The sequence below is a fragment of the Sphingomonas sp. LT1P40 genome, from assembly GCF_036663835.1.
GTDB lineage: Bacteria > Pseudomonadota > Alphaproteobacteria > Sphingomonadales > Sphingomonadaceae > Sphingomonas.
The window spans coordinates 1,510,669-1,525,986 of the sequence record NZ_JAXOJT010000001.1 but is presented as its reverse complement, the minus strand read 5'-3'; the positions used below and the strand labels follow the sequence as shown (position 1 = coordinate 1,525,986).

Below are 15,318 nucleotides of genomic sequence, written 5' to 3'. Positions count from 1 at the left end.
ATGTCCCGTTTGCTCGTGATCCTGATTATTGTCGCTATCCTGTTGATTGGCGGCCTGTTTTTCCTCTCCGGACGCGATACCGAAAAGCAGCCGGTGCGTGTCGAGAAGGTCGTGCCGCTTGAAAATCTCTCGAACTAGCGCTGCGGTCACCGCGATCGTCGCGGTGCTGGCCGGCGTCGGGATCCCCGCGCTGGGTCAGGATCGGCCCGAATCGCTGTTGCCGCCCGGCTTCGACGATCCGGTGCCAGCACCTGCACCCACACCTGCGCCCACCGCCGCACCCGGCCAATCCGACACCCCGCGTCCGGCGGCGACGGCGGGTGCCGAATCCGGTGCGCCGGATGCCCCGCGTCCGACCCCATCGCCCGGCGCGACGCCGGTATCGGGCGAGATCGATGAGGCGGTGATCGCCCGCTATAATTTGCCCGATTTCGCCAAGCGCTCGCTGGCGCAGGTCGGCGCATCCTCGCCGGACAGCGACGGCCTGCCGGTCACCGCATTCGGCGGGGCGAACGGACAGTTTCTGCAAATCCTGATGCGCCGCACCCGCGCGCCGGTTGCGTCGCGCTGGCTGTCGATCGCGCTGCGCCGCGCGCTGCTGTCGAAGGTGAACACGCCCGCCGGCCTCAACGGCGCGGATTTCGCTGCCGAGCGCGCATGGTTGCTGATCCGCATGGGCGAGGCCGAGGCCGCCCGTGCGATGGTGCAGTCAGTCGATATCGAAAATTACACGCCCAAGATGTTTCAGGTGGGCATGCAGGCGATGCTGGCCACCGCCGATCCGGGCGGCCTGTGCCCGATGGTCACGCCTGCTTTGCGCGCCGCGCCCGACCGCAACTGGCGGCTGACTCAGGCAATGTGCGCGGGGCTGGAGGGCGATCCCAGCAAGGCCGGACCGCTCATCGACAGCGCGCGGCGACGGATGGGCAACGAGATCGACCTGCTGCTGTCTGAAAAGGTCGTCGGCATGGGCGTGTCCGGCCGCCGTGCCGTGACGATCGAGTGGGATGCGGTCGATCGGCTGAGCGCGTGGCGCTGGGGACTGGCGGTGGCATCGGGCACCGAAATTCCCGAGCGGCTGTACGATACCGCCGGACCGCAACTGCGATTCTGGCGTGCGACGTCGCCCGCAGGCGGTCTGCGTGAGCGGGTCGCGGCGGCCGAGGCGGCGGCGAGCCAGGGGATATTCTCGGCACAGGCGCTGACCAATTTATACGGCGAGATCGAGGAACAGGAAGAGGCGACCACCGCCGAAGTCGCGGTTGCGCGCGACCTGCGCTCGACCTTCACCGCCGGAACTGCGGCCGAACGCGTCGAGCAGATGCGGCAGCTGTGGGACGAGGCACAGGGATCGCGCGCCAAATACAGCCGCCTGATCCTGACCGCACGCGCCGCCGCCCGGCTGGACCCGGATGCAGTGCATGTCGCCGAGAGCGACCGGCTGATCGCGTCGATGCTGAGCGCGGGGCTGGACCGGTCGGCGCTGCGCTGGCGCAGCATCGCGCCGCGCGGCAGCGACGGCTGGGGCATGTTGCTCCTTGCCGATCCTTCGGGCCGTCCGGCTGCGGTCGCGGATGTCGAGGCCTATCGCAGCAGTGCGGACGACACCAATGGCGCGATGCTGATCGCGGCGATGGCGGGGATGGGCCGGGTGCCACAGGGCGAGGGCGACCAGCTGATGCGCGGCGCGGGCATCGATTTCGAGGCGAGCAACGCCTGGACTCGCGCGATCGACCGCGCGGGTGAGCGCGGGCAGGCGGGCACCGTCGTGCTGCTGGCGGCGGTCGGCATGCAGACGCGCGTGTGGGAAGGGGTCTCGCCCGAGGCGATGTTCCACATCACCCGCGCGCTCAGCCGGGTCGGGCTGGACGGCTATGCGCGGATGATCGCCGTCGAGTCGATCACACGGCTTTGAGTGCACGCGATCCCGGCGACGATGCGGCGCTGATCGAGCGTTTTCTGGAGATGATGGCGGCGGAGGCAGGCGCTTCCGCCAACACGCTCGCCGCCTACAGCACCGATTTGCGGCTGGCGTCCGGGGTGCTGGATGGCGGGCTGGCTGCGGCGAACCGGGCCGATCTGGAAAAACTGGCGCATCAATGGCGCGATCTGGCCCGCACGACCGTGGCCCGCAAATCGGCGGCATTGCGGCGCTTCTTTGCGTTTCTGGCCGATGAGGGGCTGCGCACCGACGATCCCGGTACGGCGCTGCCGAAACCCGGCTCCGGGCGGGGATTGCCCAAAACCCTGTCCGGCGGCGATGTCGAGCGGCTGTTCGCGGCGATCCAGACCCGCATCGAGCGTGAGCCAAGGGATCCGCGTGACCTGCGGCTGCTCGCGCTGGTTGAACTCCTCTATGGATCGGGGTTGCGCGCGACCGAACTGGTGTCGCTGCCGCGTAACGCCGTGCAATCCGACAGGCCTTATCTGATCCTGAAGGGCAAGGGCGGGCGCGAACGGCTGGTGCCGCTGAGCGACCGCGCGCGCGCCGCCGTGGTGGAATGGCGCGCGCATGTCGATGCAAAGCGGCCTTGGTTGTTTCCATCGGGCAAGGCGCATCTCAGCCGCATTCGCCTCTACCAGATGATCCGCGCCATCGCGGCGGAGGCCGGCATCCCGCTTGACCGGATCAGCCCGCACGTCCTGCGCCATGCCTTTGCCACGCATCTGCTGGAGGGAGGGGCAGATTTGCGCGCGCTCCAGGCGATGCTGGGCCATGCCGATATCGCGACGACCGAAATCTATACGCATGTCGACAGCAGCCGGCTGGTGGCGCTGGTCAACGAACGGCATCCGCTTGCCGACAAGCCCAAAAGCCGCCCCAAAACCCGGCCGCGCGTTGACGCGAAGCGCGACGGGGCATAGGTGCCCGCAATGGCAACGTTCCTTGATTTCGAGAAGCCCATCGCCGAGCTTCAAGCCCGCATCGACGAGCTGCGTGAGACCGCGTCCGGCGGTGAGGTCAATATCGAGGCGGAGGTCGCCCGGCTTCAGGCCAAATCCGACAAGTTTCTGAAGGACGCCTATTCGCGCCTGACGCCGTGGCAAAAGACTCAGGTGGCACGGCACCCCGAGCGCCCGCATTTCAAACATTATGCCGCACGGCTGATCGACGATTTCATGCCGCTCGGCGGCGACCGCGCCTTTGCCGACGATCAGGCGATTCAGGGTGGCCTTGGCCGCTTTCGTGGACGTCGCGTGATGGTGATCGGCCATGAAAAGGGCGACGATACCGCCAGCCGCCTGCGCCACAATTTCGGCATGGGCAAGCCGGAGGGGTATCGCAAGGCGATCCGGCTGGTGCAGCTGGCCGACAAATTCGGCATCCCCGTGCTGACCCTGGTCGATACCTCAGGCGCGTTTCCCGGCATGGAGGCCGAGGAGCGCGGGCAGGCCGAAGCAATTGCCCGCTCGACCGAGGCGTGCGTCAATCTGGGTGTGCCGATGGTGGCGTCGATCCTGGGTGAGGGCGGCTCGGGCGGCGCGGTCGCGCTGGCGGCGGGCAACCGGGTGCTGATGATGGAGCACGCGGTCTATTCGGTGATTTCGCCCGAGGGCTGCGCGTCAATCCTGTGGCGCACCGCCGACAAGGCGGCCGACGCCGCCGAGGCGATGAAGGTGACCGCGCAGCATCTGAAAGAGTTGGGCGTGATTGACGCCATCGTGCCGGAACCGCTGGGCGGGGCACAGCGCGACCATGAAGCCGCGATAGACGGACTGGGCGATGCAATCGAATCCGCGCTGGCCGAGATGCACGGACAAAGCGCCGAGTCGCTGCGGCAGAGCCGTCGCGCAAAGTTTCTGGCGATGGGCCGGATCTGAACATCAAAGGGCGGGGTGTCACCCGCCCCCCGATAATTGCGCCTTACGACGCTTTCATGTTCGACGACACATTCGTGAACGTCTTTTTCATCTGGTTGCCCAGTCCCTGCATCGCAGCAATTGCGGCGACCGCAATCAAGGCAGCGATGAGGCCATATTCGATCGCGGTTGCAGCGCGGGTCTCGCGCAGCCTGGTGAAGAAAGTCTTAACCATCGTCGCTCTCCAGGTAAGAAAAGGGGCGACGAGCACATGGCTCGCCGCCCAAATTCTGTTATTCGTAAACGAAGGGTTCTTACGAAGCCTTCATGTTCGACGAAACGTTGGTGAAGGTCGTCTTGAGCTGGTTGCCCAGGCCCTGCATCGCGGCAATGGCGGCAACGGCGATCAGCGCGGCGATCAGGCCGTACTCGATTGCGGTTGCGCCCTTTTTGTTGCCAAAAATCTTACGGATCGTGTTCATACCGGTCTCCATCCTGTTCACAAGCTTCAGTTACCCGGCTGTCCCCGGGGTAGGCCCGTGTTCAGCAAGGTTGAAAATACCGGGCGGAGGTTAACAAAGGACTTAGACGGGAACGGACATGCAAATAATCAGCGGGCGTTCTGAACCTTGGTGCTGACATTGCTCCACATGCCGGTCGTGGCGCCCGCGAGTTCCTGCAATGCGGCGATCATGACCAGCACGATCAGCGCGAGGATGAAGCCATATTCGACAGCCGTCGCGGCGCGCTGGCAACGTTGGAGGCGGGCCGGCAATGACTTCAGCGGTCGCATCGGCGCGCCCTTCTCCTGATCGATTACCGGAAACTACGGAAACAAGATTAACGAAATGTCGATGCGAACCAACCCAAAGTCCGATTCGGAGATATTGATCGTCGTGGCCGCCGCCTTGGTGGACGGCGACGGGCGCGTGCTGGTGCAGCAACGCCCGCCGGGCAAACCGATGGCGGGTTTGTGGGAGTTCCCGGGCGGCAAGATCGATCCCGGCGAGCTGCCCGAGGCGGCCCTGTGCCGCGAGCTGGAGGAGGAACTCGGAATCGCGGTCGAGGCGGGGCAATTGGTCCCGACAGCCTTCGCCAGCGAATCGCTGGGCGAGCGGCATTTGCTGCTGCTCCTTTATGCGCTGCGGCAATGGAGCGGCGTGCCGGAGCCTCGCCATGCCACCGCGCTCAAATGGGTGCGACCGGCGGAGTTGCACGGGCTTGACATGCCGCCAGCAGACAGACCGCTGATCGGGCTGCTTGAGGCCTTGCTCTAGGGCCGGGGCTTCAGCGCATCCGCCAGCGATGCCCTGGCCGATCCGCGCCGTGCCGGTTTCGGCTGCGAATCGTCGGGTGCCCATCCAGTGACGAAGATCGCGTCGAAGCGCTCCGACGTCCTGCCCTCCGCATCCGCACGCTCGGCAAACAGCGCGGCGGCGCGAGCGAGCGTGCTGCGGGTTAATGGCGGCGCACCGGGCAACAGGCTGGTTGCGCCCATCCCGCGCAGGTCGCGGATCAGGTCGAACAGGCTGGCATAGCGCACGTTCAGCGTCTCGACATCGGCGACCGGCAGCGCGAACCCTGCGCGCACAAGCAAATCGCCCGCCGATCGCACGTCGACCTGCGGGTGGACGCGCGCCACCGCACGATCGGCTTCGGCACCCAGCAATACCGAACGCAGCGTCGATAGCGTCGCCCCGCCCAGAAACGCGCCCAGAAACAACCCGTCCGGCCGCAACGCGCGGCGGGCGAGAGCCAGCGCGCCAGGCAGGTCGTTGACGCTGTCCAGCACACCTGCCGACACGATCAGGTCGAAACTGGCGTCGGGAAAATGCGGCTGATCCTCATCACCCTGCTGCCCGCCCGCCATCGCCGCAAAACGCGCGCCCGCATCGATGCGAGTGATGCGCGCACCCGCCGGAGTGACGAACGCACCGTCGAAACAGCCCAGATCGAGCACATCGGTGAACTCGCGCCGCACCACGCCCAGTCGCTCGGAAATCCCCTCCAGCATCCACTCCCGAATAAACGCAGTGTCGCCGAAGCGCGGCGCGGCTCGGTCGCGGCGGATGCGGCGGCGGTGGCGGTCGAAGATTTCGGGCGCGGTCACGCGGTGGCTTGTGGCGATTTCATCCCTGCGCGACAAGGTTGCTGTGGGGATACGCGATCTTGTCGGGCTTGCCTTGCCGCCACGCTGTCCGGCGTGCGGGGAGGTGGTGGACGACGACCACCGCTTCTGCGGCCCGTGCTGGACCGGTCTGACGATGATCGCGCCGCCATGGTGCGCAGGCTGCAACTTGCCCTTCGAATTCGACCGCGGCCCGGATGCGCTGTGCGGCGAATGTCTGGCGTCACCGCCAAAGCATGACGGGGTACGTGCGGCGGTCGCCTATGGCCCGGCGGCGCGGGCGATGGTGCTCCGGCTCAAATATGGCGGGCGCACCGCGCATGCCGCCACCGCCGCGCGGCTGATGGCGCGGCTGATGCCCGATGGCGCGCACCTGCTGATCCCGGTGCCGCTGCACCGCTGGCGCATCTGGGGGCGGGGTTATAACCAGGCGGCGCTGATCGCGCGCGAATTGTCGCGGTTGAGCGGGGTTCCAGCCGATCTGGAATCCCTGCGCCGCGTGAAGGCAACGCCGGTGCTGCGCGGGCTCGGCGCGCGCGGGCGGGCGAAAGCGGTGGCCGGGGCATTCGCGCTGGCCCCCGATGCGAAGGAACGGATCAAAGGACAGTCGGTTGTTCTGGTCGACGATGTCTATACCAGCGGCGCGACGACCGATGCCTGTGTCCGGATACTCAAACGCGCCGGTGCCGCCACGGTCACGATCCTGTGCTGGACGCGCGTGATTGGCGGGGACGGCGTCGATTGACAAGCGGCCGCGCGCCCCTCACCTGAAGGACCATCATGGCGAAGATCGAAATCTATACCAAGGCGTTCTGCGGCTATTGCGCGCGGGCCAAGTCGCTGCTCGACAGCAAGGGCGCGGACTATGAAGAGTTCGACATCACGATGGGCGGACCGAAACGCCAGGAGATGCTGACGCGCGCCAATGGGCGTTCGACGGTCCCGCAAATCTTCATCGACGGCGAGCATATCGGTGGCTCGGACGATCTCGGCGCACTGGACCGCGATGGCAGGCTGGACGCTTTGCTGGGCCGATGAAGGCCGCGATCCTTCAGATGACGAGCGGGATCGATCCGCTCGAAAATGCCCGGGTTTTGACCGAAGCGGTCGCAAGCGCCGCCTCGGCAAGCGCGGCGATGCTGTTCACCCCGGAAATGTCGGGACTGCTTGACCGCAACCGCGCGCGCGGATCGGCGCACATCGTGGTGGAGGACGACGATCATGTGCTGGCGGCGGTGCGCGAAGCGGCCGCGAAGCAAGGCATCTGGGTACATCTGGGATCGCTGGCGCTCAAGGGGGATGACGGGCAGCGCTTCGTCAATCGCGGCTTCGTGATCGACGATAGCGGCGGCATCCGCGCGCGCTACGACAAGATTCACCTGTTCGACGTCGATCTGCCCACGGGCGAACGCTGGCGTGAATCCGATGCCTATGCGCCGGGCACCCGCGCGGTGACGGTGGAGACGCCGCTCGGCGTACTGGGGCTGTCGATTTGCTATGATCTGCGCTTCCCCGACCTGTTTCGCGCGCTGACCGATGCCGGGGTGACGTTGCTGGCGGTGCCGGCGGCGTTTACCCGCCCGACCGGTGCAGCGCATTGGCACGTCCTGCTGCGTGCCCGCGCGATCGAGGCCGGGGTGCATGTCATCGCGGCGGCGCAGACCGGCGAGCATGCCGACGGGCGCGCCACATACGGCCACAGCCTGGCCGTCGATCCATGGGGCGAAGTGCTGCTCGACATGGGGGAGGGGGCCGGACTGGGTTTCGCCGAGATCGACGCCGCGCAAATTGCCGAAGTGCGCGGGCGCGTCCCTGCGATCGATCATCGCCGCCCGATTCCGCCGGTGGAAACGCTGTGATCGTGTTCGACCTGCGCTGCCCCACCGGCCATGTGTTCGAGGCGTGGTTCGGGTCGAGCGCCGACTATGCCGACCAGCGCGAACGGCTGCTGATCGCCTGTCCGATGTGCGGCGATACCGGTATCGTGAAGGCGGTGATGGCACCCAATGTGTCGGCCAAGGGCAATCGTGGCACCTCCGCTCCGGCTGGTGCAAAGCCAGACCCGAAGATGCTGATGGCCGCGCTGGCCGAAGCGCAGGCGAAGATGCTGGAGGGTTCGAAATGGGTTGGCGTCGCCTTTGCCGACAAGGCGCGGGCGATGCATCTGGGCGAGGAGACGGCTGCGCCGATCCACGGTCAGGCGACGGTCGAGGAGGCAAAGGCGCTGATCGACGAGGGCGTGGCGGTCGCGCCGCTGCCGATGCCGGTGGTGCCGCCCGCGCAGCGCAACTGATTGTCATTTCAGCTTGGCTGAAGCGGCATCAGCCCGCTGCCCCCACCCGGCCCCCACTTCAGTGTATCTTGATGGGCGGCCGCCTCTCCGGCGAAAATGTCCCCCGGACATTTTCGTCATCCGGAAAGCGGGAGCGGGCCAGTGCCGTAGATCGAGGGGGTTGGCGGCGTCCCCCAATCGCGGTTATGGGAGCAGGAAGTGGTCCCGTAGCTCAGCCGGATAGAGCATCAGATTCCTAATCTGAGGGCCGCGCGTTCGAATCGCGCCGGGGTCACCATTTTTCACGTGCCTGTGCTGCTTACGCGCGGAGCGGCATCTGGAGTCGCGAAACCGCACCACCGGTAATCGCGGGGGACAGGCTAAAGCTGCCGCCCAGCTGTGCGGCAAGGGTGCGGGCGATGCGCAGACCCAGGCTGGTCGCGGTCGCGGCATCGAAGCCGGGTGGCGGACCCGCGCCGTCATCGGTGACGCTGAGTTCGAGGATCGCGCCATCACGGGTGACATGGATATCGAGCTTGCCGTTCTCGCGTTCCGCAAAGCCGTGCTCGACCGCGTTGGCGATTGCCTCCGCCATGATGAGTGCAACCGGGATCGCTGCGTCGGCGGGCAACTGGATGCCGGGTTCTGCGTCGACGTGCCAGACGATATCAGGCCGCCCGCTCGCATCGATCAGATCGCGGGTGAGATCGGGCAGGAAGCGATCGAGCGTGAGCGGCGCGCCGCTGGTGTCGTAAAGCTGGCGCTGGATGCGACCGATCGTCTGGAGCTTGGCGGCCGCATCGGTCAGCGCCTGTCGCGCCACAACATCCTCGACGGTGCGGCGCTGAAGCGAGAGCACCGCGCCTACCATCTGAAGGTTGTTGGACACGCGGTGCTGAAGTTCGTTGAACAACAATTTGGTGTGATCGGCGAGTTCGCGGCTGCGCTCCCGCTCGGCGCGAAGCCGCACATTGCCCTTTTGCATCCAGTCGATCAGCAGCAGATCGACTGCGACGACGCCGATATAAAAGGCCAGCGCGATGGAGGTGCCGCGACCCAGCGTGAAACTGCTGAACGGCGGGATAAAGAAATACCAGGCGAGCAGACCACAGATTATCGCCGCAAAGATGCCCGGCCCGCGCCCGAACAGGAAGGATGACACCACCACTGCCGGAAAGAAGGTGAGATAGGGGAAGCCTGGCGGAAATGCCGGATCGAGCGCCCAGCGTATCCACAGCGCCAGGGCGGAGAGCAATGCGGCGGCCAGATAGCCGAGCCATATATGCCGCGGCGCGAGCGGAAGCCGTTCCAGAAAAGGGCGTTCGCCGAGGTTCAATTCATGCCCTTTCCGGCGAAGCGTGCGCTACCGTCAGCAGCGCCAATCCGCTCATGGCAAAAGAAAGCCCCCGAAACCAGTGGCTTCGGGGGCTTTCCGCTGTCCGGACCGGCGAGGTGCCGGCCTTGGATTACTTGACGTGCTTGGCGATGTGCTTGTTCATCTCGAACATCGTCACCTTCTTCGCGCCAAAGATCGGCTCGAGCTTGGCATCGGCCAGAATCTCGCGCTTGTTTTCAGGGTTCTGCAGGTTGTTGGCCTTGATATAGGTCCACATCTTGCTGACGATTTCGCTGCGCGGCAGATCTGCCTTGCCAACGATTTCTGCCAGTTCGGGCGAGGGGGTTACCGGCTTTGCGATACCGCCACGTGCGCCGCCTGCTGCCTTTGTTTCCGCCATTCCTGTTTCTCCTTTGCGAGCCGACGAGTGTCGCCGTGCTCAAATTCGGTTCAGCGCCGACGGCTTGTGCGATGCCTTGCCACCATTGTCGCTCTTGACGATGTACTGCGGTTCTTCGCGCGATGCACGTACTTGATGGCCTTTCAAGACCATATCCGACGTTTGTTTGTGGAGAACTTCGCCTTTTGCGGTGTGCCCATGCGATTTCCAGGACACGCGAACACCGGGTTTGAACGCTTGAGCCATGCCGATTCTCCTTGAACAAGCATAAACGCAAAGGGCGCGCCCGGTTTCCCGGACGCGCCCGTTAGTCGCCGATTGGGACCGGCTGGCCCCGTTTAGAAGCGCACCTTCGCCTTCACGCCATAAAAGCGCGGGGTCGACGGATAGACCGCATAGGCACCGGTCTGCTCCGGCACGGGGAACGCGGTGATGTTGTAATAGGTGTTGGTCAAATTCTCGACATAGGCTTCAAGCCCGAACTTGCCGTCCATGAAATCCAGCCCGACGCGGGCGTTGACCATCACATAGCCGTCATTGGTGGTGAACGGGATGCCGCCCGGATCGTTGATCGTGTTGGCATCGCTGTTCATGCGCGCATCGACATGGAACAACAGGCCGACATCGGTGCTGAGGCGCGGGGTCCAGGTCAGTGAGCTCGTGACGACATTCTTCGGCTGGTTGGTCAGCTGTTTGCCGTCGTCGGCCGGGGCATTGATCGGATCGTTCACCACCGCGCTCAGGCGGGTATAACCGAGATTGAACGTCAGGTCGCGGTGCGGGCGAACGATCGCTTCGATTTCGACGCCCTTTGAGATCACTTCGTCATACTGGCGCGTGACGAAGCTCGATCCTTCGAACCGCAGATTCTGATAGCCGGCGAAATCCTGGTAGAAACCGGTGACGTTCAGCTGGAATGCGCGGGTGAAGTTGGTCTTGATCCCGACTTCATAGGCGTCAACCGTTTCCTTGCCGAAATCCAGATCGCTGACCTGTGCGCCGTTGCCGCCGAAGAAGGTCGAGTCGAAGCCACCGCGATCGAGGTTGTAGCCACCCGATTTATAGCCGCGGCTATAGGCGCCGAAGAACAGGATGTCCTCGTTCGCCTTGAACGCGAGCCGGGCGGTGCCGGTGATCTCGTTCTCGGTCCGCTCGTCGCTATAGCTGCCGTTGAACTGCGGGTTGACGGTCGGGTTGCACACCAGCAGGCGGATGCCGTTCAGTGCGGTCTGCGTAGCGAAGATCTGCCCGAATGCGGCGGAACTGCCCCCCGGCAGGATCGCCGAGCAGCTGGGGTTCACGGCGTTCAAATTCGCGCTGAAATCCTTGGTCTCGCGGTTCCAGCGCGCGCCCAGCGTCAGCGAAAGCTGATCGCTGAAATTGATGATGTTATGGGTGAACAGCGCGAAGGCCTGGGTATCGACCTCATAGGCGTCGTTGACCTGACCCGCACCGACCGGGCTGGGCAGGAATGCGCCTGGCCCGAACTGGGGAATCGCACCCGGGTTTGCCGCGAAGAAAGGTGCCAGCGCCGGGTTGCTGGCCAGTGCGGCACCCAGGAACGGCCGGTTCGGCAGCGACCCGAACAGCGAGAAGCCGAACGGCGCGGCCGGCGACAACGTCGCCGTGTTGGCGCTGAGCAGCGCGTCCACATACTGCCCGCCTTGCGTGCCGATGCGAATGCGATCGTTCAGCGTCAGCTTTTCGTTCAGATAGAAGCCGCCGACCAGCCAGTCGAGCTTGCCCTCCATCGCGGTGCCCTGCAGGCGGATTTCCTGCGTGAAATCGCGCAGGCCGGTCTGATAATTCTCACGATAGGCGCGGTCGAGGCCGGAGAAGTCGATGTCCTGGTTCCGCCGCGCCTTCCAATCGCGATAGGCGGTGATCGACGTCAGGCTGACATCGCCCAGCGAATAGTTGATTTCGGCCGACACGCCCCAGTCTTTCACGCGCTCGCCCAGATCGCGGTTGGGCGAAATGGCGGCGCGGCGCTTCGACGGGTCAGCCGGGGTGATGATGCCGGTGTTTCCGGCCAGTCCGGCAAGGAACTGGATTGCAGGGCCAGTGACGCCGCCCGCAGTGTGGATCGCGATGCAGCATTGCTCGTCGGTTTCGCTGTAGTCGCCGATCACGCGGACCGAGAAATCGGCACCCTCATACAGGGCCTGACCGCGCACGAAGAAGCGGTCGAGATTGTTGAACTGGCGGTCGGCGTTGACGTCCTGAACATAGCCGTCACGCTTGTGATAGCCGCCATCGACACGGGCCGCGAACGTTTCGCTCAGCGGGATGTTAACCCCTGCCTTCAGCTCGATCTCGTTGTAATTGCCATAGGATGCCTCGGCATAGCCGCCGAGCGTGAATTTGGGGCGCGCGGTCAGGATGTTGAGCGCACCGGCCGACGTGTTGCGCCCGAACAGCGTGCCCTGTGGGCCACGCAGCACTTCGACGCGATCCAGCTCGGGCAGGTCGGACAGTGCCAGACCGGCGCGCGCGCGGAACACGCCGTCGATGAACACGCCGACGGCGGGCTCGAAGCCGGGATTGTCGCCGGCGGTGCCGATACCGCGGATCGAGATGACGACGCCGGTCGCCGCCGACTGGCCGGTCGTGGTCTGAAGGCTGGGGGTCAGCTGGCGCAGGCCGCGCACGTCGCTGATGCCGGCCTTTTCGATCAGCCCGGCATCGACCACGGACACCGCGAGCGGCACGTCCTGGGCGATCTGGGTACGACCCTGCGCCGAGATGACGACTTCGCCTTCATCGGTGGGCGCCGTTTCGGCGGCGGCGGGGTCGGACTGGGTGGTTTCCTGCGCAAAGGCAGGGGCAGCGGCCATCAGGGCGATGGCGGACACAGTGAATAGCTGGAACTTCCGCATGAAGGGCCTCCTCTCTGGGCGGCGCGCCGATCTGGTGCCGGATCGCCTGTGTGATATGTTGTCGCGGAAGCTACCGCCGCTGCAAACCTTACGTCAACGTCAAATGATGCTAGGAATCCCGCAGAAATGCTGGATATTTCCCGTTCGGCAACACTTGTTGCCCAACGGCAACAGGGTGAGCACGCTTGCCGTAGCGTCAACGACAAGGATAAGGCCGTTCGCCTATGAGCTGTAACGATCACGAAGAACCCGATGACGGCCCAGAGGATGGTGACGTCGTCGCGTCCCCGCCAAAGATCGAGGTGCCCGATGACGTCGCCGACGCGGTGCGCACGATCCTGCGCTGGGCCGGCGACGATCCGAGTCGGGAAGGGCTGCTGGACACGCCCAAGCGCGTCGCGCGCGCGTGGAAGGAATATTGCCAGGGCTATGGCGAGGACCCGGCCCACCATCTGAGCCGCGTGTTCGAGGAAGTCGGTGGCTATGACGATATCGTGCTGCTGAAGGACATTCCATTTCAGTCGCACTGCGAACATCACATGGCGCCGATCATCGGCAAGGCGTCGATCGCGTATCTGCCGCAGAACCGCGTTGTCGGCATTTCGAAGCTCGCGCGCGTGCTCCACGCCTATGCGCGACGGCTGCAGGTGCAGGAACGGCTGACCGCGCAGGTCGCCGACTGCATCTGGGACAATCTGAAGCCAGCCGGAGTGGCCGTCGTGATCGATGCCAGCCATGCCTGCATGACCGCGCGCGGGGTGCGCACCCCCGGCGTCGGCATGGTCACCAGCCGCATGATGGGCGTATTCCGCGACGATGAACGCAGCCGGCAGGAAGTGCTGAAGCTGATGGGCTATTGATGCGGATATTGGTAACCGGCGGCGCGCGGCGGATCGGGGCGGCGATCGTGCGGCATCTGGTCGGTGCCGGGCACCGAGTCGCGGTGCATCACCATGATTCGCATGACGAGGCGGAGGCGCTGGCGGCGGAACTGGACGTAAGGCTGGTCACCGCTGATCTTGCCGATCCCGCCGAAGCGCGCGGGCTGATCCGGGCGGCGGCAACCGCGCTGGGCGCGCCGGTCGAGGGGCTGGTCAACAACGCCTCGCTGTTCGCATGGGACGCGCTGCCGATCGCCGATTACGCCGCGCTCGACCGGCACATGCATGTCAATCTCGGCGCGCCGCTGATCCTCGCCTCCGCACTGGCGGCGCAGACCGGGCTGGGGGAGGGGGTGATCGTCAATCTTCTCGACCAGAAGCTCGCCAACCCCAACCCCGATTTCCTGACCTACACCCTCAGCAAGGCCGCGCTAGCGGAGGCGACGACGCTGCTGGCGATGGCACTCGCCCCGCGCATCCGCGTGAACGCCGTGTCGCCGGGCATCTCGCTCCCCAGCCTCGATCAGAGCGAAGCCGAGTTCGCGGCAGTCGGCTCGGCGAACCTGCTCGAACGCCGCGTCGATCTGGTCGACATCGCGCGTACCGTCGAGCATCTGCTCACCGCACGCAGCATCACCGGGCAGAATATCTTCGTCGATTGCGGCCAGCGTTTCGTCAAGCGCGACGGCGACGTGATGTTCGACACGCGGACACGCCCCGATGGTTGAATACACCATTCTGCTGGAGGGGCTGGAGATCGAAATCGGCCTCGGCATCCACGACCATGAACGCGCCGCGCCGCAGCGCGTATCGGTCAGCGTATGGCTGACCTGCGGCTATGACACGGCACCGGACGACCGAATCGATGCGGTGGTCGATTACGATTATCTGCGCACCGGCATCCTGAAACTGGCGGCAGCGCGGCATATCGAGTTGCAGGAGACGCTGTGCGAGGATGTCGCGAGTCTGGCCCTGTCCGCCGATCCGCGCGTCCGCACGGTAAAGGTTCGCTCGATGAAACTCGACGTTTATCCGGATGCGCGCGTCGGGTGCGAAGTAACGCGGAGCCGGGACGGGTAGATGCGCCTCGACGAGCGACTTCCCGACCGCGGACCCGGCGCACCGGTGCGCCCCGGCGGCGGTTCGCCTGTATTGGTCCTGATCGCGCTGGCCGTCGCCGTCGCGGGTGCCGGCATTTTTCTGATCGTTCAGACTGAACAATTGGACCAGCAACTGCCAAAGACGATCCCGCAGCGTCAGGACGTCGAACGAGCGGCGGAAAGAAACATGCCGTTGTCGGCCCCCGCAACCGAACCGGCCGGGGATCGCGCTCAGGCGATCGTCAGTCCGGCATCATGGGTGACGAATGACGACTATCCCCCCGCCGCGCTTCGCAACGGGGAACAGGGTTCCGTCGGCGTCGAGTTCACCATAAAGCGCAACGGGCGGGTCGCCGACTGCAGGATCGCGCACAGTTCCGGCTCGCCGCTGCTCGACCGCACGACCTGTGCGCTGATTACCGAACGCGCGCTCTACAGTCCGGCGGTCGATGCACAGGGGCGGGCGATCGATCAAACCTCGCGGCTGCGCTTTCGCTGGCAGATCCAGGAATGAGAGACGC

General features: G+C 65.3%; 21 protein-coding genes and 1 tRNA gene. 14 read left to right on the top strand and 8 right to left on the bottom strand.

The annotated features are described in order from the left end of the window. Genes U1702_RS07550 through U1702_RS07535 form a run of 4 tightly spaced genes read left to right on the top strand, consistent with a single transcriptional unit; the run spans window position 1 to window position 3,822 of the window. Window positions 1–138 carry a hypothetical protein gene (locus U1702_RS07550; RefSeq protein ID WP_332723407.1) on the top strand — a complete coding sequence of 46 codons (138 nt, stop codon included), beginning with the start codon at window positions 1–3 and terminating at the stop codon, window positions 136–138. After that, a complete protein-coding gene (locus U1702_RS07545; protein ID WP_332723406.1) occupies window positions 119–1,915 on the top strand; it encodes a hypothetical protein in 1,797 nt (598 codons plus the stop codon). Before U1702_RS07550 ends, U1702_RS07545 begins: the two co-directional genes overlap by 20 nt. Beyond that, window positions 1,912–2,865, top strand: a complete 954-nt coding sequence (locus U1702_RS07540) for a tyrosine recombinase (protein WP_332723405.1) — start codon at window positions 1,912–1,914, stop codon at window positions 2,863–2,865. Before U1702_RS07545 ends, U1702_RS07540 begins: the two co-directional genes overlap by 4 nt. A 9-nt stretch (window positions 2,866–2,874) precedes the next feature. Next, window positions 2,875–3,822 carry an acetyl-CoA carboxylase carboxyltransferase subunit alpha gene (locus U1702_RS07535; RefSeq protein ID WP_332723404.1) on the top strand — a complete coding sequence of 316 codons (948 nt, stop codon included), beginning with the start codon at window positions 2,875–2,877 and terminating at the stop codon, window positions 3,820–3,822. Window positions 3,823–3,865: 43 nt separating this feature from the next. On the opposite strand, the gene U1702_RS07530 is transcribed toward U1702_RS07535, so the two are convergent. The 3 genes from U1702_RS07530 to U1702_RS07520 form a co-directional block, all read right to left on the bottom strand. Further along, window positions 3,866–4,036 (bottom strand): Flp family type IVb pilin, encoded by a 171-nt coding sequence (locus U1702_RS07530; RefSeq protein WP_332723403.1) that lies wholly within the window; start codon window positions 4,034–4,036, stop codon window positions 3,866–3,868. Between the two features lie 79 nt (window positions 4,037–4,115). Next, the gene (locus tag U1702_RS07525) at window positions 4,116–4,283 is read right to left on the bottom strand and encodes a Flp family type IVb pilin (RefSeq protein ID WP_066665303.1); all 168 of its coding nucleotides are present in this window, start codon (window positions 4,281–4,283) and stop codon (window positions 4,116–4,118) included. A 128-nt stretch (window positions 4,284–4,411) separates the two neighbouring features. Then, window positions 4,412–4,594 carry a Flp family type IVb pilin gene (locus U1702_RS07520; RefSeq protein WP_332723402.1) on the bottom strand — a complete coding sequence of 61 codons (183 nt, stop codon included), beginning with the start codon at window positions 4,592–4,594 and terminating at the stop codon, window positions 4,412–4,414. 61 nt (window positions 4,595–4,655) lie between these two features. Between U1702_RS07520 and U1702_RS07515 the strand changes: the two genes are divergently transcribed. Continuing rightward, complete coding sequence (locus U1702_RS07515; RefSeq protein WP_332723401.1) at window positions 4,656–5,078, top strand: (deoxy)nucleoside triphosphate pyrophosphohydrolase; 423 nt, start codon at window positions 4,656–4,658, stop codon at window positions 5,076–5,078. Here U1702_RS07515 and U1702_RS07510 read toward each other — a convergent pair. Next, complete coding sequence (locus tag U1702_RS07510; RefSeq protein WP_332723400.1) at window positions 5,075–5,911, bottom strand: methyltransferase domain-containing protein; 837 nt, start codon at window positions 5,909–5,911, stop codon at window positions 5,075–5,077. The genes U1702_RS07515 and U1702_RS07510 overlap by 4 nt on opposite strands. Here U1702_RS07510 and U1702_RS07505 point away from each other — a divergent pair. The 5 genes from U1702_RS07505 (at window position 5,871) to U1702_RS07485 (ending at window position 8,499) form a co-directional block, all read left to right on the top strand. Further along, entirely contained in the window at window positions 5,871–6,674 is an 804-nt protein-coding gene (locus U1702_RS07505) for a ComF family protein (protein WP_332723399.1), read from the top strand. The genes U1702_RS07510 and U1702_RS07505 overlap by 41 nt on opposite strands. Before the next feature lie 35 nt (window positions 6,675–6,709). Then, the gene (gene grxC, locus U1702_RS07500; RefSeq protein WP_332723398.1) at window positions 6,710–6,967 is read left to right on the top strand and encodes a glutaredoxin 3; all 258 of its coding nucleotides are present in this window, start codon (window positions 6,710–6,712) and stop codon (window positions 6,965–6,967) included. After that, on the top strand, window positions 6,964–7,788 hold the full coding sequence (locus U1702_RS07495) for a carbon-nitrogen hydrolase family protein (RefSeq protein ID WP_332723397.1): 825 nt from the start codon (window positions 6,964–6,966) through the stop codon (window positions 7,786–7,788). The genes grxC and U1702_RS07495 overlap by 4 nt, the downstream gene beginning before the upstream one ends. Further along, window positions 7,785–8,222: a DUF1178 family protein gene (locus tag U1702_RS07490; protein WP_332723396.1), complete on the top strand. Its 438-nt coding sequence runs from the start codon at window positions 7,785–7,787 to the stop codon at window positions 8,220–8,222. Before U1702_RS07495 ends, U1702_RS07490 begins: the two co-directional genes overlap by 4 nt. 200 nt (window positions 8,223–8,422) lie before the next feature. After that, window positions 8,423–8,499 (top strand) — tRNA-Arg (locus U1702_RS07485). A 21-nt stretch (window positions 8,500–8,520) separates the two neighbouring features. On the opposite strand, the gene U1702_RS07480 is transcribed toward U1702_RS07485, so the two are convergent. The 4 genes from U1702_RS07480 to U1702_RS07465 form a co-directional block, all read right to left on the bottom strand. Beyond that, window positions 8,521–9,537, bottom strand: a complete 1,017-nt coding sequence (locus U1702_RS07480) for a sensor histidine kinase (protein ID WP_332723395.1) — start codon at window positions 9,535–9,537, stop codon at window positions 8,521–8,523. Window positions 9,538–9,667: 130 nt separating this feature from the next. Then, window positions 9,668–9,937 carry an SWIB/MDM2 domain-containing protein gene (locus U1702_RS07475; protein WP_332723394.1) on the bottom strand — a complete coding sequence of 90 codons (270 nt, stop codon included), beginning with the start codon at window positions 9,935–9,937 and terminating at the stop codon, window positions 9,668–9,670. Window positions 9,938–9,976: 39 nt separating this feature from the next. Continuing rightward, complete coding sequence (locus U1702_RS07470; protein ID WP_332723393.1) at window positions 9,977–10,183, bottom strand: hypervirulence associated TUDOR domain-containing protein; 207 nt, start codon at window positions 10,181–10,183, stop codon at window positions 9,977–9,979. Window positions 10,184–10,275: 92 nt separating this feature from the next. Continuing rightward, on the bottom strand, window positions 10,276–12,816 hold the full coding sequence (locus U1702_RS07465) for a TonB-dependent receptor (RefSeq protein ID WP_332723392.1): 2,541 nt from the start codon (window positions 12,814–12,816) through the stop codon (window positions 10,276–10,278). Window positions 12,817–13,040: 224 nt separating this feature from the next. Here U1702_RS07465 and folE point away from each other — a divergent pair, with 224 nt between their 5' ends. Genes folE through U1702_RS07445 form a run of 4 tightly spaced genes read left to right on the top strand, consistent with a single transcriptional unit; the run spans window position 13,041 to window position 15,311 of the window. Further along, the gene (gene folE, locus U1702_RS07460) at window positions 13,041–13,676 is read left to right on the top strand and encodes a GTP cyclohydrolase I FolE (protein ID WP_332723391.1); all 636 of its coding nucleotides are present in this window, start codon (window positions 13,041–13,043) and stop codon (window positions 13,674–13,676) included. Further along, window positions 13,676–14,425, top strand: coding sequence for an SDR family oxidoreductase (locus U1702_RS07455; RefSeq protein ID WP_332723390.1), 750 nt, complete (start codon window positions 13,676–13,678; stop codon window positions 14,423–14,425). The genes folE and U1702_RS07455 overlap by 1 nt, the downstream gene beginning before the upstream one ends. Beyond that, a complete protein-coding gene (locus U1702_RS07450) occupies window positions 14,418–14,777 on the top strand; it encodes a dihydroneopterin aldolase (RefSeq protein ID WP_332723389.1) in 360 nt (119 codons plus the stop codon). The genes U1702_RS07455 and U1702_RS07450 overlap by 8 nt, the downstream gene beginning before the upstream one ends. After that, window positions 14,778–15,311, top strand: a complete 534-nt coding sequence (locus tag U1702_RS07445; protein ID WP_332723388.1) for an energy transducer TonB — start codon at window positions 14,778–14,780, stop codon at window positions 15,309–15,311. The last annotated feature ends 7 nt before the right edge of the window (window positions 15,312–15,318 follow it).